Genomic DNA, 22989 nt, shown 5'->3' on the forward strand with positions numbered 1-22989 from the left:
CCGGCACACCTAAGGCCGCACCGAAGGTGGAGAGAAGTGCTCGTGCAACTCCGGTCGGTATTGGGACGCTTCCGGCGATGCCGGGAAGGCCATTGGCGTCGCGCATTCAGGGCCACTGGATGTGAATGCCACGTCCGCGCATAACGGCTCCGGAGTAAGGCTTTCTATGTGGGCGCGGATGGCCGGGGCCTGCTCGGGATAGATCCAGTCCAGTACATACCCCACCCGCTCCGCCACGCCGGTTTGCGCGATGCGATGCCGCCAGCCCTGGCGCACTATATAGTCGATGTCGGTGACGGCGAGATCCCGTTGGTATCCCAGACGAAATCCGGCCAGGGCCTCCTCGAACAGCATGGCCAGGTCTTCGCGGGGCGTGGTGTAGGCGTAGAAGTCGTTGGTGACGTCGGCGAAGAACCAGTCCGCCACCTGGTCCGGGTCCAGCTGTTTTTGCGCTTCGGTGATGGGGTCACCGTAATAGCGGACCCGGGCCAGTTGCGTCAGGTTGGTGTCCCGTGGACCTCCAGGCAAGGTGGCGGAAACCGGAGCGCGGCGATTGACCTCGTCGACGATACGCAGCTCAGCGTCCAGAAAGGGAAGCACGGAGGGCGGCAGATAATCGTTGGCGTGGGCCAGTTCGTGATAAAGGGTGTTGGTCAGTCGGGGGCGCAAACGGTCTTCGCTGATCACCACCCGCTCGCCAGCGGCGGGCAAAGCGGGCATGGGCCCCTCATCGGAGAGAAAACGGCTGACGACCCGGAACGGCAGGTCTTCACCGAAACCACTACGGGCATCCGGCTGTTCGTTGATCAGATCCCGCTCCTCCGGGGTGAGCCACAGGTAACGGGGATCCAGGTAGATGGCGCCGGTGAGCGCCCAGTAAAACGAGGGGCGCAGGTCGCTGGAGATCACCACGGCGGTCACTGGCCGCAGCAGGTGGCGCAAATCCGCTTGCGTCTCAGGGTCGCGTAATAACGCTTCGAAACGCTCGCCCATCCAGTCGTGGCTGACCAGCACCCGATCCATGATCCGCTCCACCGTGGGCAAATCCCCCTGCCTTCCCAATGGCGGCAGTTCCGACACCCGGCACAGCCGGGCGCCATCCAGTTGATTGTCATAGACACAACGTTCCAATACCGGCCGATAGGTTGAACCCCGCCGATAGGCTCGCACTTCCTGCAGCGGTGTTGTCGTGGCGCAGTTCGCGCCGTCTTCGGCACAGAAGTAGGGGCTGGTCACCGGCGGACGATTGCGTACCACTACCCGCGCCTGGTCAGTGAAGGTGCCTTCAGCGGTATCGACACTGGCTTCGAACACCAATACCCGATCGCCCGGCACATCAGGCGCGGTCAGGTACACAATCGCCGGGTCGCTGCCGTAGGCGAGGGAGGCGGCGGGTCCGCTCACCTGACGAAATCGGGGTGCCGAGACCGGCGCCTGGTCATCCAGCCAGAAACGCAGGGAGGTGCGCCCGCCGGCACTGACCGAGCGATCCGCTCGCAGAGCGGCCCGGGCCGGCTCGCCGTCATCCGCCACCGTGACGACAAACTCATCGCTGATGCTGCCCTGGTCCGAGCCGGCCTGGAAACGAAATCGATAACGCCCGGGGTCGCTGACCCGGAAGCTGATCGCCGGACCGTGGCGGTCCGGTAATGCCACCGGCGCGCCGTCCAGCTGTGTCCATTGGTATTGGTCGTACCGGTCCGGCAAAACCGCGACGATGCCCACCACTTCATTGATACGAGCGTGGCTGTCGCCATACAGGGTCAGTTCGGTGACGTCATCTTGAGGCACCGGCTCTCCGCCACTGGAGCGGCAAGCCACCAGCGGTATAAGAAACAGCAATAGTGCGACTCTGAACATGATCCCATCCCGGTCCGAGTTATCGACAGACTGAAGGAGGGGCAGTGGCGGGACAATAGGGTTTACGTTAACGGGCGGGCGTTCGGAAACAAAAACGGCGCGGCCGAAGCCGCGCCGTCGAGATCGTCCCGAAAGGCGATCAGAAGGTGTAGTTGAGCTGCGCGCCCACTACGTTGGCATCCAGTTCGTAGGTGCCGGACAGGGGCGGCTTGGTGCCGTCCTGACGGGTGATATCCGCGTCGCTGACGAAGATATGCGCGTAGCCTACATCGATGCTCATGTTGTCGGTGGGCTTGAAGCCGGCACCCAGGGTCACCCAGACGCGATCGGAGTCCGGAGACATGGCGGACCGGTTGGAGGTTCCTTGGGTGGAGTCTTCCTTGGCCACGCCGAAGCGCAACACGGTATCGTTGGTCAGAGTGTGACGCAGGCCCAGGGAGTAACGCACGGTGTTCTCCCAGTCGAAGTTCTCCACCGCCGGGTTCGGCAACGGAGCCGGGCCGCCGTGTTTGACTTCCAGTTTGTTCAGATCACTCCACTCCATCCACTCGACGCCCAACAGCAACTGGGTACGGTCGGTCATGTTACCGGCGTAAGAAAGCTGCAGGCTGGCCGGCAGATCGATGTCGGCCTTGCCATCGAACGTCATGTCAACAGGCGCACCCGTGGCGGCAGGGTGGAAGGTGATATCACCGTCCACGGTGTATTCCATCTTGGAGCGGTAAGCGATACCAAAGCGGTTATTGTCGTCCGCCTGGTAGGTCAGGCCGACGTTCCAGCCCACGGCGTCATCGTCGCCTTCCAGTCGGGTGGCGGCGTTTTTCAGATCCGCATCGATGCGCTGATAGCTGACGCCCACACCCAGGTTCAGCCGATCGGTGACCTGGATGCCCAGGGACGGGTTGATGTTCACGGTTTGAACGTCGGATTCCTGCGCGTAGAAATCACCGGAAGCCGGCACGCCAACCGGAGACAGCGCGTTACCCCAGTTGTCCTGATACTCGATCTTGGTACCGAACGGCGCGGTCAGCGCCAAACCAAAGGTCATGGTGTCGTTGATCGGCACCGCCAGGAACGCGCTGCCAACAAACGGTTCCACGTCCTTGAAGTTGCCTGGACCTGAAGCACCGTCCGCTTTGAAGTCGGTATCGATCCAGACCTGATGACCGGTCACGGTGACCTGGGCCTTCTTCAGGCCAGCCAGAGTCGCCGGGTTATACCATTGATTGGAAGCGTCTTCACTGAGCACCCCGGAACCGGCATAGGCGGTACCCAGGGCGGAAACGGATTGATAAGAGACAGAGAACCCGGAACCCATTGCCGAACTCACCGCCAGTGACAGCGCCGATCCTACCAGAATCGCACCTTTTATTTTCATGATTTTCTCCATCATCCTGCGAGCTGAATAAAGGCGTCCTTGGGTGAAACTCTAGCTGAGCCTCAAAATCCCTTATACACCTGATAAAAGCACCCGCCTAGCCACCACATTGGGCCAATCGCCGCCTTCCGCACGGCCATACAACATGGCCTTCACGGGGCATGCGACGTTCGCGGAACCCGGATTCCTTTTATTTTCCCCACTGGAACGGGCCCGGGACGCCTCAGCGAGCACCTGTGCGCAAAGGTTATACAGAGATATACATTTGGGGAAGATTTGTATTGTAAAACCGCACCCACGTGCCGGATCGCCCCAAGGCGACCGGTACGTGGGGGGAGCAGGAGTGGAGGGGCGAATCAACCAGCGAGCAGGGCCCGGCTGATGATGGTCTTCATGATCTCATTGGTGCCGCCGTAGATACGCTGCACCCGGGAGTCAGCGAACATGCGTGCCACCGGATACTCCCACATATAGCCGTAGCCGCCGTGCAGCTGCACGCATTCATCGACGATTTCGCATTGCAGGTCGGACACGTAGTACTTGGCACCGGCGGCGGTGGGGACGTCCAGCTCCTTCTTCAGATGCAGCTCCAGACAGCGGTCCACGTAGGCACGGGCCACTTCCAGCCGGGTGTGCATCTCCGCCAGCTTGAACTGGGTGTTCTGGAAGTCAGCGACGCGACGCCCAAAGGCCGTGCGCTCCTTCACATAGTTGAGGGTATGCTCGAACGCGCTTTCCGCCATGGCCAGGCCATTGATGGCGATGCCCAGACGCTCCTGAGGCAGTTCCTGCATCAGGTAAATGAAGCCCATGCCTTCCTCACCGATCAGGTTCTCCGCCGGCACTTTCACGTCCTGGAAGAACAGCTCCGAGGTGTCCTGGGCCTTCATGCCCACCTTCTTCAGATTCTTGCCTTTCTCGAAGCCCGGTGTCCCCGCGTCCACCAGCAACAGGCTGATGCCCTTGGCCCCCTTCTCCGGATCGGTCTTGGCCACCACGATGACGATATCGGCGTTTTGACCATTGGTGATGAAGGTTTTGGAGCCGTTCAGGATGTAGTGATCGCCCTGTTTCACCGCATTGGTCTTGACCCCTTGCAGGTCCGAGCCGGCACCGGGCTCGCTCATGGCGATGGCGCCGATCAGCTCACCGGTCACCATCTTCGGCAGGTACTTCTGCTTGAGCGCCTCCGAGCCATAGTGCTCGATATAGGGAGCGACGATCTCGGTATGCAGGCCCCAGCCGATACCGGTCAGGCCGGCGCGGGAAACCTCCTCGCTGACCACCACGCTGTAAAGGAAATCCGCGCCAATGCCACCGTAGGCTTCGCTGACCATCGGGCACAGAAACCCCTGTTCCCCCGCTTTACGCCACAATTCGCGCGGTACCTGGCCCTCCTCTTCCCATTGTTCATGGTGAGGCACGGCTTCATTTTCCAGAAAACGGCGGACGGTATCGCGGAACGCTTCGTGGTCGGAACTGAAAAGGGTACGGGGGATCATGATGTTCTCCGGTTGTTGTTGGGTAAACCGGCACTCAGCCGGCGAAACAGTCAACCAGAGTGAAACAAGTGGCGCGGGCGGACAATGACCAAAACGATCAGGCCAGGTGCTCTCTCGCCAGGTATTCCTGCGATTGCATTTCCAGCAAACGACTGCGGGTACGCTCGAATTCAAACTCCAGGCGCCCGCCCGCATAGAGGTCCTCGATCGGCACCTCGGCGGTCATCACCAGCTTGACCCCACGGTCATAGAATTCGTCGACCAGGTTGATGAAACGGCGGGCGCGGTCGTCGGTGGCCATGCCCATGCGTTCCACGCCGGACACCAGCACGGTATGGAATTCCCGTGCGATTTCGATGTAATCGTTCTGGCTGCGCGGACCGTCACAGAGCGCCTCGAATTCGAACCAGACCACATCATCGGCGGATTTCAGGGTGGCGATCTTGCGCCCTTCCACCAGAATATTGCCCTGCTCCCGGCGGCGGCCGTGATCACCGGAAAGCGCTTCGAACCGTTCGCAAATAAAGCGGTCCGCTTCCGGCCCCAGCGGGCAATGGTACAGCTCGGCCTGCTCCAGCAAGCGCAACCGGTAATCCTTGCCGCCGTCCACGTTGAGCACCCGGGTGTGCTGCTTGATCAAGGCAATGGCCGGCAGGAAACGGGCCCGTTGCAGACCATCCTTATAAAGCCCGTCCGGCTCGATATTGGACGTGGCCACCAGCGTTACCCCCTGGTCGAACAGGGTCTCCATGATGGTGCCAAGAATCATGGCGTCGGTGATGTCGGTGACGAAGAATTCGTCGAAACACAGCACCCGGTAACGTTGGGCGAATTCCCGGGCAATATTGGTGAGCGGGTTTTTCTCCCCCTGGCGGGCGCGCATTTCCCGGTGGATCCGCTGCATGAAGCGGTGGAAGTGCATGCGCCGTTTTTCCTCGAACGGCAGCGCCTCGAAGAACACATCCATCAGGTAGGTCTTGCCACGACCCACGCCGCCCCACATGTACAGGCCCATTTCCGGTGTTGGCTTGCGTTTGCGCAGCCGGCCCAGCAAGCCGCCGCCATTGCGTGGCTCAAGCAGCCGGTGATAGAGAGCATCCAGGGCCCGTACAGCCTCTTCCTGGGCAGCGTCGTGCATGAACTCCGGGCTGGCCAGATCGGCCTGATACTTCTCTAGCGGCGTCATCGGTTGGGCAAACTCAAACGGCCAGTGGACGGCGGCTCAATGTAGCGTTCTCATTGCCAGGAGACAAGCGACACGCGGCATCCGGGCTTCCGAATTCACGGCAATCGCGAAGCGGCCACGTCGCGCAATTCCAACAGATGACCGTGGAAAAAATGGCCACTTTCGGGGAAGCGGATCAGGTCCGGCGCCAAGGGGGTGGTCTCGACCCAGCGGAACACCTTGTCCACCGGCACCACTTCGTCGTCCTCGCCCTGCACCACCGTCACCGGGCAGCCGACCGATTCGATCTCGTCAAAGGGGTAGTTGTGCACCGCCGGAGCCACCAGAAACAGCGCTTTCGGTCCGCTGCCATTGGCGGCCAGAATCTCGGCGCCACGGGCGGCCACGAAAGTGCCAAAGGAAAATCCCGCCAGCCAGAACGGCAATCCCGGGTAGCGCTTACTCAGCCAGTTATGCACCGCCACCAGGTCCTCGGTTTCGCCGATACCCTCACTGTAAGCGCCCTGGCTGGCGCCGACACCGCGAAAGTTGAATCGCACCACAGCGGCCTCCGCCTCGCGGGCGGCGCGACTCAGCGTGGTGACGACCTTGTTGTCCATGGTGCCGCCGAACAACGGATGAGGATGACAGATAATGGCGATCATCCGCGGGGTTTCGGTGGTCCCTTCCAGCACGGCCTCGAGTTTGCCTTCCGGCCCGTCCAGCAACAGCCGTTCTGAGCTCATGATTATCCTCCCGAATTCCTGGTGTGGCGCGCGTTTTCCCGCCGGTCCCTAACGCTGATCCGGCTCATGTTTTTAAATGCCGGCGGCCGTTTACAGTTGGCGCCCGGGCGATGTCTGTGCTGCAATACGGCTTGATCCGGGTACGGCACCAAACCGCGCAGTCGTCGTTGTATGGTGCATGACAATGGTGGACGGCGCGAGCCGTGTGGAACGGAGCCGGTCCACCGGGTATCTGGTGCGCCATCCGGGTAGTAGGACCTGTTCAGGGTCGCTAGGAGTATGACATGGATATGCTGACAACCAATCTGATCTCATTCGCCGTGGGCCTGGTGCTGGGCGCCGGCCTGCTTTATTGGCTGCTGCCCGCGCGCCGCCAGTCCAGCCGCGTGCTGCGCGACCGCGATGACGCCCGCCAGGCGCTCAATCACTACCGGGATCAGGTGGATCATCATTTCCTGCGTACCGCCGAGTTGGTCAACGAACTGACCAACGCCTATCGCGCGGTACATCAGCAATTGTCCGAAGGCGCCAGTGAATTGTGCAGTGAAGCGGGGCGCCAGCGGGCCGCCGCCAAATCCCTGGACGCCGCCGGCGAACAGAACATGCCGGTATCCCAACCGCTGGATTACGCGCCCAAGGCCAAGGGCACTCTGGCCGAGGATTTCGGTCTGCGCGCCAATCCGGACGGGCCGTTCGAACCGGTCAACGTGGACGACAACGCCAAGCCGGCGAACTTCGTCGAGCCGCCCCGGGATTACGCGGACGTGGACAGCGAAAGCGACGACAAGAAAGCCTGAAACCCTTCGCGGCCGAGGCCGCTTCCCACGGAGGAGCTACCAAGCTGCTGTGGGAAGCGGCCTCGGCCGCGAATCAATTCTCGATAGTCTTCAAACAGCCGCTCAGCGGGCGGAGTGGCCTTTCAGCTCCACTTTCACCTTCTCGTGCTCTTGCAGCCCTTCGTAGTAGCGGCGCAGCACTTCCAGCACTTCCGGGCGGCTGAAGTTGTCCGGCACATCACCGCCTTCGCTCAGCAGCTTGCGCAGCTTGGTGCCGGAAACCAGTACCCGGTCTTCCGCTTCATGCGGACAGGTGCGCATGGACGCCATGGTGCCGCACTTGTCGCACCAGAAAGTCCAATCGATTTTCAGCGGCTGGGTGATCAGCGCGTCATCGGCGATTTCATCGAAAATATGGTGGGCGTCGAACGGACCGTAGTAGTCGCCCACGCCGGCATGGTCACGACCAACGATCAAATGGGAGCAGCCGTAATTCTGACGGAACAGGGCGTGCAGCAGCGCCTCGCGAGGCCCGGCATAACGCATGTCCAGCGGGTAGCCGGATTGCACCACGGTGTTCTTCACGAAGTACTTGTCGATCAGGGTGCCAATGGCTTCCTGGCGCACCTCGGCGGGGATATCGCCGGGTTTCAGGTTGCCCAGCAGGGAATGCACCATGACACCGTCGCAGATCTCGATGGCGATTTTCGCCAGGTGCTCATGGGAGCGGTGCATCGGGTTCCGGGTCTGGAAAGCGGCCACGGTTTTCCAGCCTTTTTCCTCGAACATGGCGCGGGTTTCAGTGGGCGTCATATAGATGCCGGCGTACTTGGTGGGGAACTCGCCCTGGCTGAACACCTTGACCGGACCGGCCAGGTTCACTTCGCCCTGGGCCATCACCATCTTCACGCCCGGGTGCTCTTCATCGGTGGTCTTGAACACCTGCTGGCATTCGTGGGCCTTGTCGATGCCGTACTTTTCGGTCAGCGTCAGCACGCCCATGATCTCACCGGCCTCATCCACCAGCGCCACGTCCTGCCCTTCATTCAAGCCCTCGGCGGTGGCCGCGTCGGTGGACAGGGTGATCGGGATCGGCCAGAACACGCCGTCCGCCAGCGTCATGTTGTCACACACGCTCTGCCAGTCCGCCTTGCCCATGAACCCGTCCAGGGGGGTGAAACCGCCGATGCCGAACATGATCAGGTCACCCCGCTCCCGGGAGCTGAGGGTGATTTTCGGTAGGGTTTCGGCGGCTTGCAGCGCCTGCTCCCGCTCGGAGCCTTCCAGCAGCAGGATCTTCAGCGTATCGCTGCCATGCGGTTTCACCAGTTGTGACATATTCACTCCCTAGAGGTCATTTTTTGGGCATTAACGGGCGCGGATTATACCGGCCGGCGGCGGGGCCCCTCCACCGCTACTAAGAATATTACGTTTGGGTCTTATTCTCGTGACAGCACTCTCATCCCCGCCGGGAAGCTGTAGGGGCCAGGCGGGGCGGCCCTCCGCCTGCTGGCGAACAGGTTCCGGGGTCGAAAAGATTCGCCAGCAAGGCTGGCTCCTACCGCGGCTAAGGATCTATTGCGGCACCCGGACCAGCACCGCCTGATTCTCCAGCGCGATTTCCGCGGGCAACCAGCCGGCCGGATCGCCGTCCGCCTGAATCGGCTCCGGCCCCGGTCTCGGCCAGGCCGCCTCACCCACCGGCCGGACTTCACTGCCGGCCAGGTACCGGGACACTTCCACGGTGACTTTCTCCGCGCTCACCGAAGCCACGCCGTCCCGCCGCTCCAGCCGTCCCAGCATCAGCGCCACCAGGCATCCCAACAGGAACCACACCCCGGAGCGCTGAAACAGCAGCACCTGCAACTTGGCGCGGGCAATATTGGCTTGCCGGCTGAGCACGAAACTGCCGCCGTAATAACGGCCATTGGTGATCACCGCGGAGAAACAGTCCAGGGGCCGGCCATCCACCGCCACCCGGTAGCTCACTTTGCCGTAGCGGGCCAACTGCCGGATCATGCTCAAGGCGTAAGCCAGCTTGCCGATCCGCCGTTTCAGAATCAGGTCCACCTGATCGACCACCCAGGCGTCATAGCCCACCCCGCACATGACCATGAAGCGGCGGCCATTGAGCGTCGCCGGCGTCACCGGCAGGGAGCGGCCGGACAGGACCACCTTGGCCGCCGCTTCCGGATGACGTGGCAGCCCCAGTTCCTTGGCCAGTACATTGGCGGTGCCGATCGGGAACAACGCCAGCGCCACCCCGGGCCGCAACCCGTTGAGCACCTCGTTGACCGTACCGTCACCACCGGCCGCCACCACGCAATCGCCCTGGTCTTCCAGGCCTTTCAGGTAACGGATCGCATCCCCGGGAGAGCGGGTGTGATAGAGGCGGACGCGCGCCCCGCCCTGCTCCAGGGTGCGGATAAAATGCCGCAGCCGGCGGTCCCGACCGCCGCCGGCGGTGGGATTGAAAATGACGGTTATGTTCATGCTGTCCTGTACTGCATGCGCCCGGCGCGAATGGCACGCCATGGCGAATCAGAAGGGGGCCTCAAACCGGGTTGTCGATATCAATGAAGGTGTGTTCCAGACCGTATTCATCCGCCAGCCATTCCCCCAGGGCCTGCACGCCGTAGCGCTCGGTGGCGTGATGGCCGCAGGCGAAGTAATGAATGCCGGTTTCCCGGGCGAAGTGGGTCGTGGGTTCGGAAATCTCACCGCTCAGGTAGGCGTCCACGCCCAGCGCCTGGGCCTGATCGATAAAGCCCTGGGCGGCACCGGTGCACCAGGCCAGGGTCTCGATCTCATCCTGGGTATCGCCGATATGCAGCACCTGACGTCCCAGCACCGATTCCACATGGGAAGCGAACTCGTCAGCGGTCATCGGCCCGTCCAGACGCCCCACGTTGCCAATCGGAAAGCTGTCCTGTGGCTGTAGCCCGCCCTCCACCACCAGGCCCAGGCGCCGCGCCAGCTGCGCATTGTTGCCCAACTCGGGGTGGGCATCCAGGGGCAAGTGATAAGCGAACAGGCTTATGTCATGCCGCAGCAAGCTCTGCAAACGCTGCTTCTTCATGCCGCGCACCCTGGCGTCCTCGTTCTTCCAGAAGTAACCGTGATGCACCAGAATCGCGTCCGCTTCCTCGACGATGGCGGCATCAATCAACGCCTGACAGGCGGTGACGCCGGTGACCAGATGACGCACCTGCTCGCGCCCTTCCACTTGCAGGCCGTTGGGGCAGTAGTCCTTGAACCGGTGACTTTGCAGCTCGGTGTCCAGCACCGACAACAGACGGTCTCGTTTCAGCATGAGGGCACCCTCCCGGAGTCGATTGGCAGCTTACGGCAAGCCCATTCTACCGTCGATCTGCTACCATGAGCGTTTTATGGAACCACCGCGGCGGCCCGCTCAGCCCGGCAAACTAGCCGGTTCGCCGGACCGGGGCAAGTTTCTCTCCGTTTCTCTACAACCGGTGCGCGCACCGCGGCAAAGAACGAGGCATTTTCATGGGGGCTGTAACTCGACTGATCCGTTTCCTCGCCTTACCGGTGCTCGCCGGTTTGCTGGTGGGGTTCGGGGTGCTCTGGTGGCACCAGCAGGGGCCGGGTTCCCCGCGCGGCCAGGGCGCTCCCAGCCCGGACAGCTACGCCAGCGCGGTCAACCGGGCGGCGCCGGCGGTGGTGAATATCTACACCACGCAGATCGTCTCCACCGGCGCCATCACCCAGGATCCGCTGTTCAACCGCTTCATGGAACAGCCTCGCCGGGAGCGCGCCCTGGCCAGCCTGGGGTCCGGTGTGATCGTCGCCGACGACGGCTATATCCTCACCAGTTATCACGTGATCCGGGACGCCGACGAGATCCTGGTGTCGTTGCGCGACGGCCGGGATGCTCCCGCCCGGGTGGTCGGCACGGATCCGGAGACCGACCTGGCGCTGCTGCAGATCGCCCTGGAGGATTTGCCGAAAATCGAGCTGAACGGTCCGGATCAGGTCACCGTCGGCGATGTGGTGCTGGCCATCGGCAATCCGCTGGGCGTGGGCCAGACCGTGTCCATGGGCATTGTCAGTGCCACCGGCCGCAGTCATCTGGGCATCGCTACGTTCGAAAACTTCATTCAGACCGACGCCGCCATTAACCGCGGTAACTCCGGTGGCGCGCTGATCGATACGCGCGGTCACCTGATTGGCATCAACACGGCGATCCTTTCCTCCACCGGCGGCTGGCAGGGCATCGGCTTCGCCACGCCCGCGTCCATCGCCCGCGAGGTGATGTCGGACCTGATCGAACACGGCCGGGTGATCCGGGGCTATCTCGGTGTCACGGTGCAGGACATCACGCCTTCTCTGGCGGAAACCTTCGATATGGACCGGGTGGCCGGCGGCGTGATCACCCAGGTGGTGGTGGACAGCCCGGCCAATCAGGGCGGGCTGCAACCCGGCGACGTGCTGATCGGCATCGACGGCGAGACCATGAAGGACGGTTACGAGGCCATGAACCGCATCGCCGGCACCGCTCCGGACACCAAGGTGACGCTCAACGTGATCCGCAACCGCACCCGCATGGATGTCGAAGTCACCATCGGCACCCGGCCGGCGGCGGAGGGCTAGCGCGGCAGGCCTTCCACTCCGGTCAGATCCATGTCGGTGGGGTAACGCAGTTGGAAGCCGTGCTCCAGGCGTGTCTCCTGATCCGCGGACACGGTGCGCTCCCAGGCCATCAGCCCCTTGATATCGCGGACATTGCTCTGGTCCGGCTTGGCCCCCGTGGCTTCCAGCTTGATGCGGTCATCATTGGGGACCGGCTGACGGTCGTACAGCACTACGTCCACCGGTTTATCGTAGCCCGAGGAAACGGTAATACTACGCGTCACCGTAAGCGTGTTCTCCTTGCTGATCAGGCCGGCCTCGCCCCGGCTGGCGGGCTCGGTGACCACTTCCACCCGCAGCCGGGGGTCGTCACCAAAACTCATCCGCACCGTTTCCCCGAGCTGGATGCCTTCCGCACGGCCATAGCTGGACAGCCTTTGCCCGTCACGCAGCACCGTCACCTGGCCGCTCAGCCAGGGCACGCCACTGCTGTTTTTCCATTCGCCCACCAGCAGCACCGCGGGCTGTTGCCACAGATAGCTCTCGCGGCTCAGAGTCACCGGTACCACCGCATCCTGATAAGCGATGCGGGCGGTACTGCCATCGCTGGCCAGGGTCAGGGGCGCGTCCAGCGGCACCCGCATATCAAACCCGTGGGCCACCGGCTGCGGTGTCGGGGCCGGGGCCACGGCGCCCTTCTTAAGGCTGGAACTCGCCATATCCGCCATTTCCGCCACGGGCTCCGCCATCACCGCCCGTGCGAAACGGTCGCGCTCCGGGCGCGGCCGGGCCAGACCGACAATCCACGGCGTCGGCTCCGGTAATGACCGGTATCCCGACGGCAGCAGCCCCAGAGTGGCTTTGACATCACGCCAATCCTCGCCGGTGCCATTGCGAACCTCGGCGTAGGCGTTCAGGTCGATCTGTTCCGCGCCACTGTCCAGGTTGGCCTGGAGCTGATTGCTCCAGCCGGCCTGATGGGTGAAGTAGCGCAAAGCCAGATCGGCGGTGCCGGCCTGCTTGGCGACCAGATCCACCACCAGCACCTGGCGCTGTTGCTGTTGTTGGCCCAACTGCGAGCGTTGCTGCTGCAGCGCCCGCAGTTGCCGTTGCCAGTCCGGCCGTTGCGCCGCCCGCTCATTGATCGCGGACTGACGCTGATTGACCGCCTCACGGATCTGAGCCCAGGCACTGGCCCACTTTTCCACCGGCACTTCGCTGTACAGCGCCGGCCCTTGCGGCGCCTGCCCGAGCAGCGATTGCAACTGCTGGATCTGTTCCTGGTCGAGGCGGTCAGCGGTGGCGGCTTCCTGGATGCGGCGCTCCAGCGCGGCGATTTGTTCATCCAATGCCTGGCGGCGCTCGGAGACATCCTCGGCGTTACTTTCCCGGCGGCGCTGGACGCCCTCGAGCACGGCCCCGTCGACTTCGATCCTGAGGCGATCCAGATCCAGTTCCGGCAGACCAGCAATGGTCAGTTGATGCTGCCCGGCCGGCAACGGCTGACTCAACGAACGGGTCAATTCGGCCTGGGAGGGAAACAGCAGCACCTCGGTTACCGGAGCGGTGACGGGAAAGACCGCGGCGAGCGCCGCGGGCGGGCACAGACCCGCGATCAACGCGGGCAGCAGCAGGCGTTTCATCATGGCGTCCTTGTATGACTAAACGAGAGTATGACCAAACGAGCGTCTGACTAAACGGGTGTACCACCAAACAGAAGCGATGTCTGGCAGGTTATAGCAACCGGTCCAGCGCGGCCACCAGTGTCTGGTTCTGCCCGGCGGTGCCGATGGTGATGCGCAGATAGTCGGCGATGCGCTCCGGCTTGCCGAAATGACGCACGATCACGCCCTGCTCGCGCAGGCCGCCAGCCAGATCGGCGCCGCGATGATCAGGATGGCGGGTGAAGACAAAATTGGCGGCGGACGGTAGTGTCTGAAAGCCACGCTCGGCCAGCTGCCCGGTCAACCAGCCGCGCTGTTCCACCACCAGATCCCGGCCCTGGCGGAACCAGTCGTCGTCCTCGAAGGCGGCCTTGCCGGCGGCCACCGCCAACCGGTCCAGAGGATAGGAGTTGAAGCTGTCCTTGATGCGGGTGAGCCCGTCAATCAGCGCTTCGTCACCCACCGCCAGACCGATACGCAAGCCGGCCAGGGAACGGGACTTGGACAGGGTTTGGGTCACCAGCAGGTTCGGGTAGCGGTCAACCAAGGCAATGGCGCTGTCGCCACCAAAGTCGATATAGGCTTCGTCCACCACCACCACCGACTCGGTGTTGCGACGCAGCAGCGCCTCGATGTCCGCCAGCGGCAGCAGACGGCCGGTGGGCGCATTGGGATTGGGGAAGATGATGCCGCCATTCGGGGCGTCATAATCGGCCAGCCGGATGGACAGCTCCTGGTCCAGCGGCACGGTCTGGTAGTCGATGTCGTATAACCCGCAGTAGACCTTATAAAAACTGTAGGTGATGTCCGGGAACAACAGCGGCCGGGACTGGCGAAACAATCCCATGAAAATGTGGGCGAGCACTTCGTCGGAGCCGTTACCGACAAACACCTGCTCCGGCTTGATCCGATAATAGTCGGCAATGGCCTCGCACAGCGCGGTGCTGCGCGGATCCGGGTACAGACGCAAGCGCTCATCCGCTTCCGCCCGGATAGCGTCCAGCACTTTCGGCGATGGCCCTTGCGGGTGCTCATTGGTGTTCAGCTTGACCAGGTTGGCCATCTTCGGCTGTTCACCGGGCACATAGGGCGCTAGATCGCGAACGAACGGACTCCAGAATTTGCTCATAACCCATCGCGGTCGCTGGACCGCTCCTACGGTGTGTTGATCCTGTCATGGGAGCGGACCGGGCCACTCCCCACGACGTTAATCCTTCTTGATGCGGTATTCGGCGCTGCGCGCGTGAGCGGTCAGACTCTCGCCGCGCGCCAAAGCGGAAGCAATTCGCCCCAGCTCGCTGGCCCCTTCCGGGGAGCAGCCGATCAAGGAACTGCGTTTCTGGAAATCGTACACGCCCAACGGCGAGGAAAACCGGGCCGTGGCGCTGGTCGGCAGCACGTGATTGGGGCCGGCGCAGTAGTCACCCAGTGCCTCCGGCGTATGACGGCCGAGGAAAATGGCACCGGCATGGCGCACCTTGCGCGCCCAGGCCTCGGCGTCATCCATGGACAATTCCAGGTGTTCCGGGCTGACGCGATTGACCACCTCCAGGGCCTGATCCAGGTCTCTCACTTGAATCAGGGCGCCGCGGTTGGCCATGGAGGTGCGGATGATGTCCTCCCGCTCCAGGGTCGGCGCCAGACGATCCATGGCGGCGTCCACCCGCTTGAGGAACTCCGCGTCCGGGCTGACCAGAATCGACTGCGCTTCCTCGTCGTGTTCGGCCTGGGAAAACAGATCCATGGCGATCCACTCGGGATCGGTTTTGCCGTCGCACACCACCAGAATCTCGGACGGGCCGGCGATCATGTCGATGCCCACCTTGCCGAACACCTGGCGCTTGGCTTCCGCCACATAAATGTTGCCGGGCCCGACGATCTTGTCCACCGCCGGCACCGTTTCCGTGCCGTGGGCCAGGGCCGCCACGGCCTGGGCGCCGCCCAGGGAAAAGAAGCGCTCGACGCCGGCCACCGCCGCCGCCGCCAGCACCACATCGTTCAGCTCACCATCCGGCGCCGGGCTGACCATGACGATTTCGCCCACTCCGGCCACATGGGCCGGCAGCGCATTCATCAGCACCGAACTGGGGTAGGCGGCCTTGCCGCCAGGCACGTAGATGCCGACCCGATCCAGCGGCGTGACCTGCTGCCCCAACAACGAGCCGTGCTCGTCCCGGTATTGCCAGGAATCCTGCTGCTGCTTTTCGTGGTAGGCGCGCACCCGCCGGGCAGCCGCCTCCAGGGCCTCACGCAGGGCCACGGGGATCCGCTCCAGCGCCGCCAGCAGCTGCTCCCGGTTCACGGTCAGTTCCGCCATGGACGTCACTTGCCGGCGGTCGAACCGGTTGGTGTAGTCGATCACCGCCTGGTCACCACGCTGGGCGACATCCTTGAGGATACCGCGCACGCGCTCAGTCACTTCCTCGTCGCGTTCCTCCGACCAGGCGGTAAGCGCCGTCAAACGCTCGGCGAAATCGCTGTCGCCCGCGTCCAGCCAGTTGGTTTTCATGTCATTGCTCCCGTCGCGCCGCCACCGCTTTCGCCACCTGATCCAGGATCTCCTGAATCTGGCTGTGACGGGTCTTCATGCTGGCCCGGTTGACCACTACCCGCGAAGAAATGGTGGCGATCATTTCGGTGGGTTCAAGGCCATTGGCACGCAGGGTGTTGCCAGTATCGACGATGTCCACGATGCGATCCGCCAGCCCCACCAGCGGCGCCAGTTCCATGGCGCCGTACAATTTGATCACCTCCGCCTGGCGGCCCTGCTGGGCGAAGTAGCTTTTCGCCACATTGACGAACTTGGTCGCCACCCGCAGGCGTCCGCTCACCGGCGGGGCGTCCTTGAGCGCCGCCACCATCAGCTTGCAGCGGGCGATCTCCAGGTCCAGCGGTTCGAACAGACCTTCCGCGCCGTGCTCCATCAACACGTCCTTGCCGGCCACGCCGATGTCGGCACCGCCATGCTGCACATAAGGCGGCACATCGGTGGCGCGAATAACGATGATCTTCACGTCTTCGCGAGTGGTGTCGAAGATCAGCTTGCGGGAAGCGGACGGATCCTCGGTCATCTCAATGCCCGCCTCCTTCAGCAGAGGCAGCGTGTCTTTGAGGATGCGGCCCTTGGACAGGGCGATGATCAGCGGTTTCTGGCTCATGGCTTCACGGTCAGGAAGGGACGCGACGGATGGTCGCCCCCAGGGATTGCAGTTTTTCCTCGATGCACTCATAGCCCCGGTCGACATGGTAGATCCGGTCCACCAGGGTATCGCCCCTGGCCACCAGAGCGGCGATCACCAGGGAAGCAGAGGCTCGCAGGTCGGTGGCCATCACCGGAGCACCGGTCAGCGACTCGACGCCACGGCAGATGGCGGTGTTGCCTTGCACCTCGATATGGGCGCCCATGCGATTCAGTTCCTGCACGTGCATGAAGCGGTTCTCGAACACCGTCTCGACGATGGTGCCGGTACCTTCGGCCACCGTGTTCATGGCCATGAACTGGGCCTGCATATCGGTGGGCATCGCCGGATAAGGCGCGGTGCGCAGGCTGATCGCTTGCGGCCGGCGGCCTTCCATATCGAGGCTGATCCAGTCCTCCCCCGTCTCGATCACCGCACCGGCCTCGCGCAACTTCTGCAGTACCGAATCCAGCAGAGCCGGATCGGTGTTCTTGGCCTTGACGCGGCCGCCGGTGATGGCGGCGGCGATCAGATAGGTGCCGGTCTCGATGCGGTCGGAGATCACATCATGGTGACAGCCCCCCAGCGAGGTAACCCCTTCCACCACGATGGTGTCGGTGCCCGCGCCAGTGATCTTGCCGCCCATGCGGTTGATGAAGTTGGCCAAATCCACCACTTCCGGCTCGCGCGCGGCGTTTTCCAGCACCGTGGTGCCTTCGGCCAGGGCGGCGGCCATCAACAGGTTCTCGGTGCCGGTCACGGTCACCGTGTCCATGACGATACGGGCGCCCTTGAGACGCCCCTTCACCTGGGCGGAGATATACCCGTTCATCACCTCGATCTCGGCGCCCATGGCCTCGAGCCCCTTGAGGTGGATGTCCACCGGCCGTGAGCCGATGGCACAACCGCCGGGCAGGGACACCTCGGCGCGGCCGAAGTGCGCCACCAACGGCCCCAGTACCAGAATCGAGGCGCGCATGGTTTTCACCAGCTCATAGGGCGCGGTGAACTCGCGGATACCGGTGGGGTTCACCGCCACGTTCATGCGATCGTCCAGCACCACATGCACGCCCATCCGGCCGAGCAGCTCGATCAGGGTAGTGACGTCCTGCAAATGCGGCAGGTTGCCTACGGTGACGGTCTCGTCGGCCAGCAGAGTGGCGGCGAGAATCGGCAACGATGAATTCTTGGAGCCGGAAATGCGGATCTCGCCATCCAGGCGCTGTCCACCGGTAATCTTGAGTTTGTCCATGCGGATCTCTTAGAGCCTGTTGATAAAGGCAGATGGCGGGCCGCCCGGGGCTCAGGCCAGCCCCATCTTCTGGGCTTTTTCCCACTCGGCCCGGGTATAGGTCTGGATGCTGACGGCATGAATGGTACCGTCGGCGATCGCCTGGTTAATGCAGCCGTAAACCAGTTGCTGCTTCTTCACCGGCATCAGGCCCTCGAAGGCATCAGACACCACGCGGATCAGAAAGCGGTCACCGCCACCATCCACCGCCACCTCGGCATCGTCGAAGCCGGCTTCCACCAGCGCCTTCACGTCTTCCGGATTCATGGGAACTCCTCATTCGAATGAACCGGCAATAATACGCGAGGGCGCGAGGCCTTGCCATGCCGGCCCCGCGTCAATGAGGGAGGGAAACGGAGGAATCAGTTGACGTTGGCCTTGTTCTCGACCTCGTCGGCCACATCGGCGGCGGACCAGTTGGCGATGACCGTGTCCATATCATTGTGCTGTTGCATGGACTGGGCGAACTGCTGCTTGTAGATCTGGCTCAGATCAAGCCCATTGACGTAAACATTGACCACACGCCACTGGCCACCGTCCAGGAACAGGGTAAAGAAGATCGGCACCACCTGGCCTGAGTTGGTGGAGAACTCCATGCGCACGCGCGCATAGTTGCCACGGCGGTCTTCCTCGCGCAAAGGCAGGACTTTCATCTTCTGGCCGTCGTACAAGGTCACACCGGAGGCATAGGTATTGACCAGGCTGTTCTCGAATACTTCCAGGAAGCGGTATTTTTGCTCCCGGGAGGCCTGGTCGAAATAATCCCCCATCACTACCCGGGTAATCCGCTTGAAGTCCACCAGATCGCCCAGTTCCTCACGCACCAGCTCACGGGCGTATTGGGGGTCGTTGTTCAACTTCTGGCGTTCCGCGTCAATACGCTTGGTCATGCGCTCGACGGTCTGCTCCACCAGCTTGCGCGGATCCTGTTCCGCTTGCGCCAGACCGGCGGCCAACAGCAGCAGCACGGCCGCCATCATGGAAAACAGCTGTTTCGGATAAGTCATGCACTCGCTCCCTGGTCGTTCGATGATCCGGCTATCCAGTTGATGGCCCCGGCAAACTCACCGCATCCTACACGCGCGGGTTCCGCGCGCGCCACGGCTCTTGCACGATTTGACGGCTTTTGACAACGGAGGTTCCATGTTTACTGCCCTTTTGACCAGCCTGATCGCCCTGGCAGTACTTTCTTGGAGCGCCGACCGTTTTGTCACCGGCGCCGCCGGGCTGGCGCTGGATTTTGGCCTGTCCCGGGCGCTGGTGGGTTTGACGCTGGTCGCCTTCGGTACTTCGGCGCCGGAAATTCTGGTTTCCGCCACCGCTGCCTTGAGCGGCAGTTCCGCCCTTGGCGTGGCCAATGCACTGGGTTCAAACATTGCCAATCTGGGACTGGTGCTGGCGTTGACCCTGCTGTGGCGCCCGGTGCCCTGTCCCGATCACAGTCGCCGGCTGGTACTGAGTGCCTGCCTGCTGGTCACCGCCCTGGCCGGAGTGGTGCTGATCGACGGCCACCTGACCCGCGCCGACGGTGCGATCCTGCTCATTGGCCTGGCCGCGCTGGCATTGATCACCTGGCATCGCAAAACGTCAACGCCACAGCCGGCGCGGCCCCAACCGGGCCGGAGCCGGCGCCACGACCTGCTGTTGTTCTTCGGGGGGCTGGTGCTGCTTCTGATCAGCGCCCGGGCGCTGGTCTGGGGCGCCACGGAAGCAGCCCGGCAGTTGGGTGTCGGCGAGGCCCTGATCGGCCTGACCCTGGTAGCGCTCGGCACCAGCTTGCCGGAACTGGCCACCTGTCTGGCGGCCACCCGTCGCGGACACGGCGATCTGGCCCTGGGTAATGTGCTCGGCTCCAATATCCTCAATCTGCTGATGGTACTGCCCATGCCCGCCCTGCTCGGCCCCGGCAGGCTGGCCGATCCGGCACTGCTGGATCGCGACTACGCCGCCATGGTGCTGCTGACCCTGGTCATGGCGCTTGGCATGATGTTGGCGGTACGCCATCCGCTGGGGCGTGGCACTGGTCTGGCACTGTTAGGTGGATACGCGGTCTATTTGATGGTGCTCTGGCGAGGCCTTCAGGCAACATCCGGTGTATAATCGGCGGCTTCATCAGGCCCCGCCGACAAATCCCGGCAGCGGACCGGGCCGCGACCGTGAAGGGAGATTCTATGCCTTACAACTTCATCGCCACCGCGCGCCGTGTACTGGACGAGGAAGCCCAGGCGGTGGCCGCGCTCAGTGCGCGTGTGGATAAGGATTTCGAAAATGCCTGCGAGCGCCTGCTGGCCTGCACTGGTCGCATTATCGTCACCGGCATGGGTAAAAGCGGCCATATCGGCACCAAGCTGGCGGCCACGCTGGCCAGCACCGGCAGCCCGTCGTTCTTTGTTCACCCGGGGGAAGCTTCCCACGGCGATCTGGGCATGATCACCAGCGAGGATGTGGTGCTGGCGCTGTCCAACTCCGGCGAGACCCAGGAAGTGCTGACCATCATCCCGGTGATCAAACGCAAAGGCAGCGGGCTGATCAGCATGACCGGCCGCCCGGAATCTTCCCTGGCGCAGTTATCCGACGTGCATCTGAATGTGGCGGTGAAGGAAGAAGCCTGCCCGCATAATCTGGCCCCCACCTCTTCCACCACCGCGGCCCTGGCCATGGGCGACGCCCTGGCCATAGCGCTGCTGGAAGCACGTGGTTTCACTCCGGAGGATTTCGCCCTCAGCCACCCCGGCGGCAGCCTGGGGCGCCGGTTGCTGCTCAAAGTGGACGATGTCATGCACGGCGAGGAACAACTGCCGGTGGTCAGTGCCGATACGCCGCTGTCCGATGCTCTGCTGGAAATGACCCGCAAGGGCCTGGGCATGACCACGGTGGTGGACGACGACGGAAAGCTGATCGGCATCTTCACCGACGGCGATCTGCGCCGCACCCTGGAGAAGGGCGTCGATGTCCGTGTCGCCGGCATTCGCGATGTGATGTCACCGCGCCCGGTCACCATCCAGCCCGGCCGTCTGGCGGCGGAGGCATTGCAACTGATGGAGACGCGCAAGGTGAACGGTCTGATCATTTGTGACGACCGGCAGCGACCGATCGGCGCGCTCAACACCCAGGATCTGCTGCGCGCGGGGGTAATGTAATGACGCTGGGGGTAAAGCCGGAACAGGCTCTGCGCCTGCGTCTGATGGCCTTCGACGTGGACGGCGTGATGACCGATGGCCGCCTTTATTACGGCCCGGACGGCGAAATGCTGAAAACATTCAGCACCCTGGACGGCCATGGGCTGAAAAAACTGGCGGCCAGCGGCGTGACCCTGGCCATCATCACCGGCCGTAACTCCGCCATGGTGGCCCGCCGCGCCCGGGACCTGGGGATCGAGCACGTGATCCAGGGCCGTGAGGACAAAGGCGTGGCCCTGTCCGCGCTGGCACAGCAACTGGGCCTGAGCGCCGCGGAGATCGGTTACATGGGCGACGATGAACCGGACGTACCGGCACTGGAGTGGGCCGGACTGGGTTTCGCCCCGGCCAACGCCCACGCGGTGGCGCGCAGCGCCGCCGGCCATGTCACCGAGGCCCGCGGCGGCGAAGGGGCGGTACGGGAAGTGTGCGACAGCCTGCTGCGGCTACGGGAGGGCCAGTGAGACGGCCCGGCCTGCTCAGCGCCAGCGGTGTTATCCTGCTGGGGCTGATCGTGATGATGACCCTGCACGAATGGGGCAACCCCTTGGAAGGCGACAACGAAGCGTTCCTCAGCGCCCCGGCCATCACCGCCGAAAACATCGTCGCCCGTCAGTTCAACCGCGACAGCGGCGAAGTGGAATACCGGCTTCTGGCCAACAATCTGGAACAGTACGAACGCGAAGCGCTGACGCTGCTCGATCACCCGAACCTGAGCCTGAACAACGGCAACAACCAGTGGACCATCCAGGCCGACAATGGTGAAGTACGCGACAACGGCGATCTGATCGTCTTCGAAAACAACGTCGAGGCGGTCAGCAAGAACAACGGCGTCACCCTCGACACCCGGGAGCTGCACTACCTGAGCGGCGATCGCCAGGTTTCCGCCCCGGACACCGTCCATATGCGACACAGTGAAGGCAGCACCCGGGCGGGCAGCATGGACGCGGACCTGGACACCGGGCGCATGACTCTCAAGCAAGGAGTAGTAAGTGAATTCAAAGGACCCAAGCCATAACGGTCCGGTGCATGGCCCGCTGCGCCGCTGGCGCGCGGTAATAGCCGCCGCCATTCTGGTTCCAGCGCTGGCCGTGGCCCAGTCCGGCGCCGAGGGCCCGGTGGAGGTCAGCGCCAACCAGGCCGTGTTCGAACGGGACGCCGGCACTGGCGTATACCGGGGTGACGCCGAACTGATTCAGGGTAACCGTCAACTCAACGCCGATGTCTTGCGGCTGTTCACCGAGAACGAGCAACTGGTGCGGGTGGAAGCCACCGGCAGCCCGGTACGCATGCGTGAAGGCAAGGATCTGAACGCCCACGCCGACAAACTGGTCTACGATCTCAAGCGCCGCCGTCTGATCCTCACCGGCAACGCCTACGTGCAACATCAGGGCAACACCTTCGAAGGGGCCCGGGTGGAATATGATCTCAACTCCCGACGCATGGACGCCAGCAGCGAGGGCGACAAACGGGTGCGGCTGGTGATTCCGGCCGCCAACGCCTCCCAGGCCCGGAACGGCGACAGCGGCGGCGAGGAGTCGCAAAACGGCGAAGGCAACCCAGGCGAGGACGGCAGCTCGACCCAGTCGCCCGCTAACAGCACGCCGGCCACCGCGCCGGAGAACAGCACCCCCAATGATGCGGAGACCCCCTGAC

22 protein-coding genes are annotated in these 22989 nt (G+C 63.3%); 7 read left to right on the top strand and 15 right to left on the bottom strand.

Features of this window, described 5'->3' with window-relative positions; translation table 11 throughout:
* Positions 1–9: 9 nt before the first annotated feature.
* The 5 genes from CRO06_RS11900 to CRO06_RS11920 all read right to left on the bottom strand — a co-directional run bounded on the left by CRO06_RS11900 (position 10) and on the right by CRO06_RS11920 (position 6651).
* Entirely contained in the window at positions 10–1860 is a 1851-nt protein-coding gene (locus CRO06_RS11900; protein ID WP_097058519.1) for a hypothetical protein, read from the bottom strand.
* A 139-nt stretch (positions 1861–1999) separates the two neighbouring features.
* On the bottom strand, positions 2000–3238 hold the full coding sequence (locus CRO06_RS11905; protein WP_022996241.1) for an OmpP1/FadL family transporter: 1239 nt from the start codon (positions 3236–3238) through the stop codon (positions 2000–2002).
* Positions 3239–3594: 356 nt separating this feature from the next.
* A complete protein-coding gene (locus CRO06_RS11910) occupies positions 3595–4740 on the bottom strand; it encodes an acyl-CoA dehydrogenase family protein (protein ID WP_022996242.1) in 1146 nt (381 codons plus the stop codon).
* A gap of 97 nt (positions 4741–4837) precedes the next feature.
* A complete protein-coding gene (gene zapE / locus CRO06_RS11915; protein WP_097058520.1) occupies positions 4838–5926 on the bottom strand; it encodes a cell division protein ZapE in 1089 nt (362 codons plus the stop codon).
* A 95-nt stretch (positions 5927–6021) separates the two neighbouring features.
* Positions 6022–6651: an alpha/beta hydrolase gene (locus CRO06_RS11920; RefSeq protein ID WP_022996244.1), complete on the bottom strand. Its 630-nt coding sequence runs from the start codon at positions 6649–6651 to the stop codon at positions 6022–6024.
* A 284-nt stretch (positions 6652–6935) separates the two neighbouring features.
* Between CRO06_RS11920 and CRO06_RS11925 the strand changes: the two genes are divergently transcribed.
* Entirely contained in the window at positions 6936–7448 is a 513-nt protein-coding gene (locus CRO06_RS11925; protein WP_022996245.1) for a Z-ring associated ZapG family protein, read from the top strand.
* Positions 7449–7550: 102 nt separating this feature from the next.
* On the opposite strand, the gene sat is transcribed toward CRO06_RS11925, so the two are convergent.
* The 3 genes from sat to CRO06_RS11940 form a co-directional block, all read right to left on the bottom strand.
* On the bottom strand, positions 7551–8765 hold the full coding sequence (gene sat / locus CRO06_RS11930) for a sulfate adenylyltransferase (RefSeq protein ID WP_022996246.1): 1215 nt from the start codon (positions 8763–8765) through the stop codon (positions 7551–7553).
* Between the two features lie 237 nt (positions 8766–9002).
* Positions 9003–9920, bottom strand: coding sequence for a diacylglycerol/lipid kinase family protein (locus CRO06_RS11935; protein ID WP_022996247.1), 918 nt, complete (start codon positions 9918–9920; stop codon positions 9003–9005).
* Positions 9921–9981: 61 nt separating this feature from the next.
* Entirely contained in the window at positions 9982–10740 is a 759-nt protein-coding gene (locus CRO06_RS11940; RefSeq protein ID WP_022996248.1) for a Nif3-like dinuclear metal center hexameric protein, read from the bottom strand.
* A gap of 197 nt (positions 10741–10937) precedes the next feature.
* On the opposite strand from CRO06_RS11940, the gene CRO06_RS11945 reads away from it, so the two are divergent.
* Entirely contained in the window at positions 10938–12041 is a 1104-nt protein-coding gene (locus CRO06_RS11945; RefSeq protein WP_022996249.1) for a trypsin-like peptidase domain-containing protein, read from the top strand.
* On the opposite strand, the gene CRO06_RS11950 is transcribed toward CRO06_RS11945, so the two are convergent.
* The 7 genes from CRO06_RS11950 to CRO06_RS11980 form a co-directional block, all read right to left on the bottom strand.
* Complete coding sequence (locus tag CRO06_RS11950) at positions 12038–13666, bottom strand: DUF4139 domain-containing protein (protein WP_244902820.1); 1629 nt, start codon at positions 13664–13666, stop codon at positions 12038–12040. The genes CRO06_RS11945 and CRO06_RS11950 overlap by 4 nt on opposite strands.
* Positions 13667–13754: 88 nt before the next feature.
* Positions 13755–14813: a histidinol-phosphate transaminase gene (hisC, locus tag CRO06_RS11955; protein ID WP_055100856.1), complete on the bottom strand. Its 1059-nt coding sequence runs from the start codon at positions 14811–14813 to the stop codon at positions 13755–13757.
* 78 nt (positions 14814–14891) lie between these two features.
* Positions 14892–16193 carry a histidinol dehydrogenase gene (gene hisD / locus CRO06_RS11960; RefSeq protein ID WP_097058522.1) on the bottom strand — a complete coding sequence of 434 codons (1302 nt, stop codon included), beginning with the start codon at positions 16191–16193 and terminating at the stop codon, positions 14892–14894.
* 1 nt (position 16194) lies between these two features.
* Positions 16195–16842 carry an ATP phosphoribosyltransferase gene (gene hisG / locus CRO06_RS11965; protein WP_022996253.1) on the bottom strand — a complete coding sequence of 216 codons (648 nt, stop codon included), beginning with the start codon at positions 16840–16842 and terminating at the stop codon, positions 16195–16197.
* A 10-nt stretch (positions 16843–16852) separates the two neighbouring features.
* A complete protein-coding gene (gene murA, locus CRO06_RS11970; protein WP_022996254.1) occupies positions 16853–18115 on the bottom strand; it encodes a UDP-N-acetylglucosamine 1-carboxyvinyltransferase in 1263 nt (420 codons plus the stop codon).
* A 51-nt stretch (positions 18116–18166) separates the two neighbouring features.
* Positions 18167–18421 (bottom strand): BolA family protein, encoded by a 255-nt coding sequence (locus tag CRO06_RS11975; RefSeq protein WP_014995896.1) that lies wholly within the window; start codon positions 18419–18421, stop codon positions 18167–18169.
* 95 nt (positions 18422–18516) lie between these two features.
* Complete coding sequence (locus CRO06_RS11980; RefSeq protein ID WP_022996255.1) at positions 18517–19161, bottom strand: MlaC/ttg2D family ABC transporter substrate-binding protein; 645 nt, start codon at positions 19159–19161, stop codon at positions 18517–18519.
* A gap of 136 nt (positions 19162–19297) precedes the next feature.
* Between CRO06_RS11980 and CRO06_RS11985 the strand changes: the two genes are divergently transcribed.
* From CRO06_RS11985 to lptA, 5 genes are all read left to right on the top strand, one after another.
* Complete coding sequence (locus CRO06_RS11985) at positions 19298–20254, top strand: calcium/sodium antiporter (protein ID WP_022996256.1); 957 nt, start codon at positions 19298–19300, stop codon at positions 20252–20254.
* A gap of 71 nt (positions 20255–20325) precedes the next feature.
* Positions 20326–21294: a KpsF/GutQ family sugar-phosphate isomerase gene (locus CRO06_RS11990; protein ID WP_055100859.1), complete on the top strand. Its 969-nt coding sequence runs from the start codon at positions 20326–20328 to the stop codon at positions 21292–21294.
* A complete protein-coding gene (locus tag CRO06_RS11995) occupies positions 21294–21797 on the top strand; it encodes a KdsC family phosphatase (RefSeq protein WP_022996258.1) in 504 nt (167 codons plus the stop codon). The genes CRO06_RS11990 and CRO06_RS11995 overlap by 1 nt, the downstream gene beginning before the upstream one ends.
* Complete coding sequence (gene lptC, locus CRO06_RS12000) at positions 21794–22351, top strand: LPS export ABC transporter periplasmic protein LptC (protein ID WP_097058523.1); 558 nt, start codon at positions 21794–21796, stop codon at positions 22349–22351. The genes CRO06_RS11995 and lptC overlap by 4 nt, the downstream gene beginning before the upstream one ends.
* Positions 22326–22988, top strand: a complete 663-nt coding sequence (lptA, locus tag CRO06_RS12005; protein WP_080531437.1) for a lipopolysaccharide transport periplasmic protein LptA — start codon at positions 22326–22328, stop codon at positions 22986–22988. Before lptC ends, lptA begins: the two co-directional genes overlap by 26 nt.
* Position 22989: the final 1 nt, after the last annotated feature.

Origin of the sequence: Alloalcanivorax xenomutans (assembly GCF_900217905.1) — a bacterium.
GTDB lineage: Bacteria > Pseudomonadota > Gammaproteobacteria > Pseudomonadales > Alcanivoracaceae > Alloalcanivorax > Alloalcanivorax xenomutans.

What these genes read in the sequence shown, in the direction of transcription:
- CRO06_RS11975 (WP_014995896.1), bottom strand. Translation starts at nt 18,421, where the DNA reads ATGAATCCGGAAGACGTGAAGGCGCTGGTGGAAGCCGGCTTCGACGAT.
- CRO06_RS11935 (WP_022996247.1), bottom strand. Translation starts at nt 9,920, where the DNA reads ATGAACATAACCGTCATTTTCAATCCCACCGCCGGCGGCGGTCGGGAC.
- sat (WP_022996246.1), bottom strand. Translation starts at nt 8,765, where the DNA reads ATGTCACAACTGGTGAAACCGCATGGCAGCGATACGCTGAAGATCCTG.
- murA (WP_022996254.1), bottom strand. Translation starts at nt 18,115, where the DNA reads ATGGACAAACTCAAGATTACCGGTGGACAGCGCCTGGATGGCGAGATC.
- hisG (WP_022996253.1), bottom strand. Translation starts at nt 16,842, where the DNA reads ATGAGCCAGAAACCGCTGATCATCGCCCTGTCCAAGGGCCGCATCCTC.
- CRO06_RS11940 (WP_022996248.1), bottom strand. Translation starts at nt 10,740, where the DNA reads ATGCTGAAACGAGACCGTCTGTTGTCGGTGCTGGACACCGAGCTGCAA.
- hisC (WP_055100856.1), bottom strand. Translation starts at nt 14,813, where the DNA reads ATGAGCAAATTCTGGAGTCCGTTCGTTCGCGATCTAGCGCCCTATGTG.
- zapE (WP_097058520.1), bottom strand. Translation starts at nt 5,926, where the DNA reads ATGACGCCGCTAGAGAAGTATCAGGCCGATCTGGCCAGCCCGGAGTTC.
- CRO06_RS11980 (WP_022996255.1), bottom strand. Translation starts at nt 19,161, where the DNA reads ATGACTTATCCGAAACAGCTGTTTTCCATGATGGCGGCCGTGCTGCTG.
- CRO06_RS11925 (WP_022996245.1), top strand. Translation starts at nt 6,936, where the DNA reads ATGGATATGCTGACAACCAATCTGATCTCATTCGCCGTGGGCCTGGTG.
- hisD (WP_097058522.1), bottom strand. Translation starts at nt 16,193, where the DNA reads ATGAAAACCAACTGGCTGGACGCGGGCGACAGCGATTTCGCCGAGCGT.
- CRO06_RS11990 (WP_055100859.1), top strand. Translation starts at nt 20,326, where the DNA reads ATGCCTTACAACTTCATCGCCACCGCGCGCCGTGTACTGGACGAGGAA.
- CRO06_RS11920 (WP_022996244.1), bottom strand. Translation starts at nt 6,651, where the DNA reads ATGAGCTCAGAACGGCTGTTGCTGGACGGGCCGGAAGGCAAACTCGAG.
- CRO06_RS11945 (WP_022996249.1), top strand. Translation starts at nt 10,938, where the DNA reads ATGGGGGCTGTAACTCGACTGATCCGTTTCCTCGCCTTACCGGTGCTC.
- CRO06_RS11995 (WP_022996258.1), top strand. Translation starts at nt 21,294, where the DNA reads ATGACGCTGGGGGTAAAGCCGGAACAGGCTCTGCGCCTGCGTCTGATG.
- CRO06_RS11900 (WP_097058519.1), bottom strand. Translation starts at nt 1,860, where the DNA reads ATGTTCAGAGTCGCACTATTGCTGTTTCTTATACCGCTGGTGGCTTGC.
- CRO06_RS11985 (WP_022996256.1), top strand. Translation starts at nt 19,298, where the DNA reads ATGTTTACTGCCCTTTTGACCAGCCTGATCGCCCTGGCAGTACTTTCT.
- CRO06_RS11910 (WP_022996242.1), bottom strand. Translation starts at nt 4,740, where the DNA reads ATGATCCCCCGTACCCTTTTCAGTTCCGACCACGAAGCGTTCCGCGAT.
- CRO06_RS11905 (WP_022996241.1), bottom strand. Translation starts at nt 3,238, where the DNA reads ATGAAAATAAAAGGTGCGATTCTGGTAGGATCGGCGCTGTCACTGGCG.
- CRO06_RS11950 (WP_244902820.1), bottom strand. Translation starts at nt 13,666, where the DNA reads ATGATGAAACGCCTGCTGCTGCCCGCGTTGATCGCGGGTCTGTGCCCG.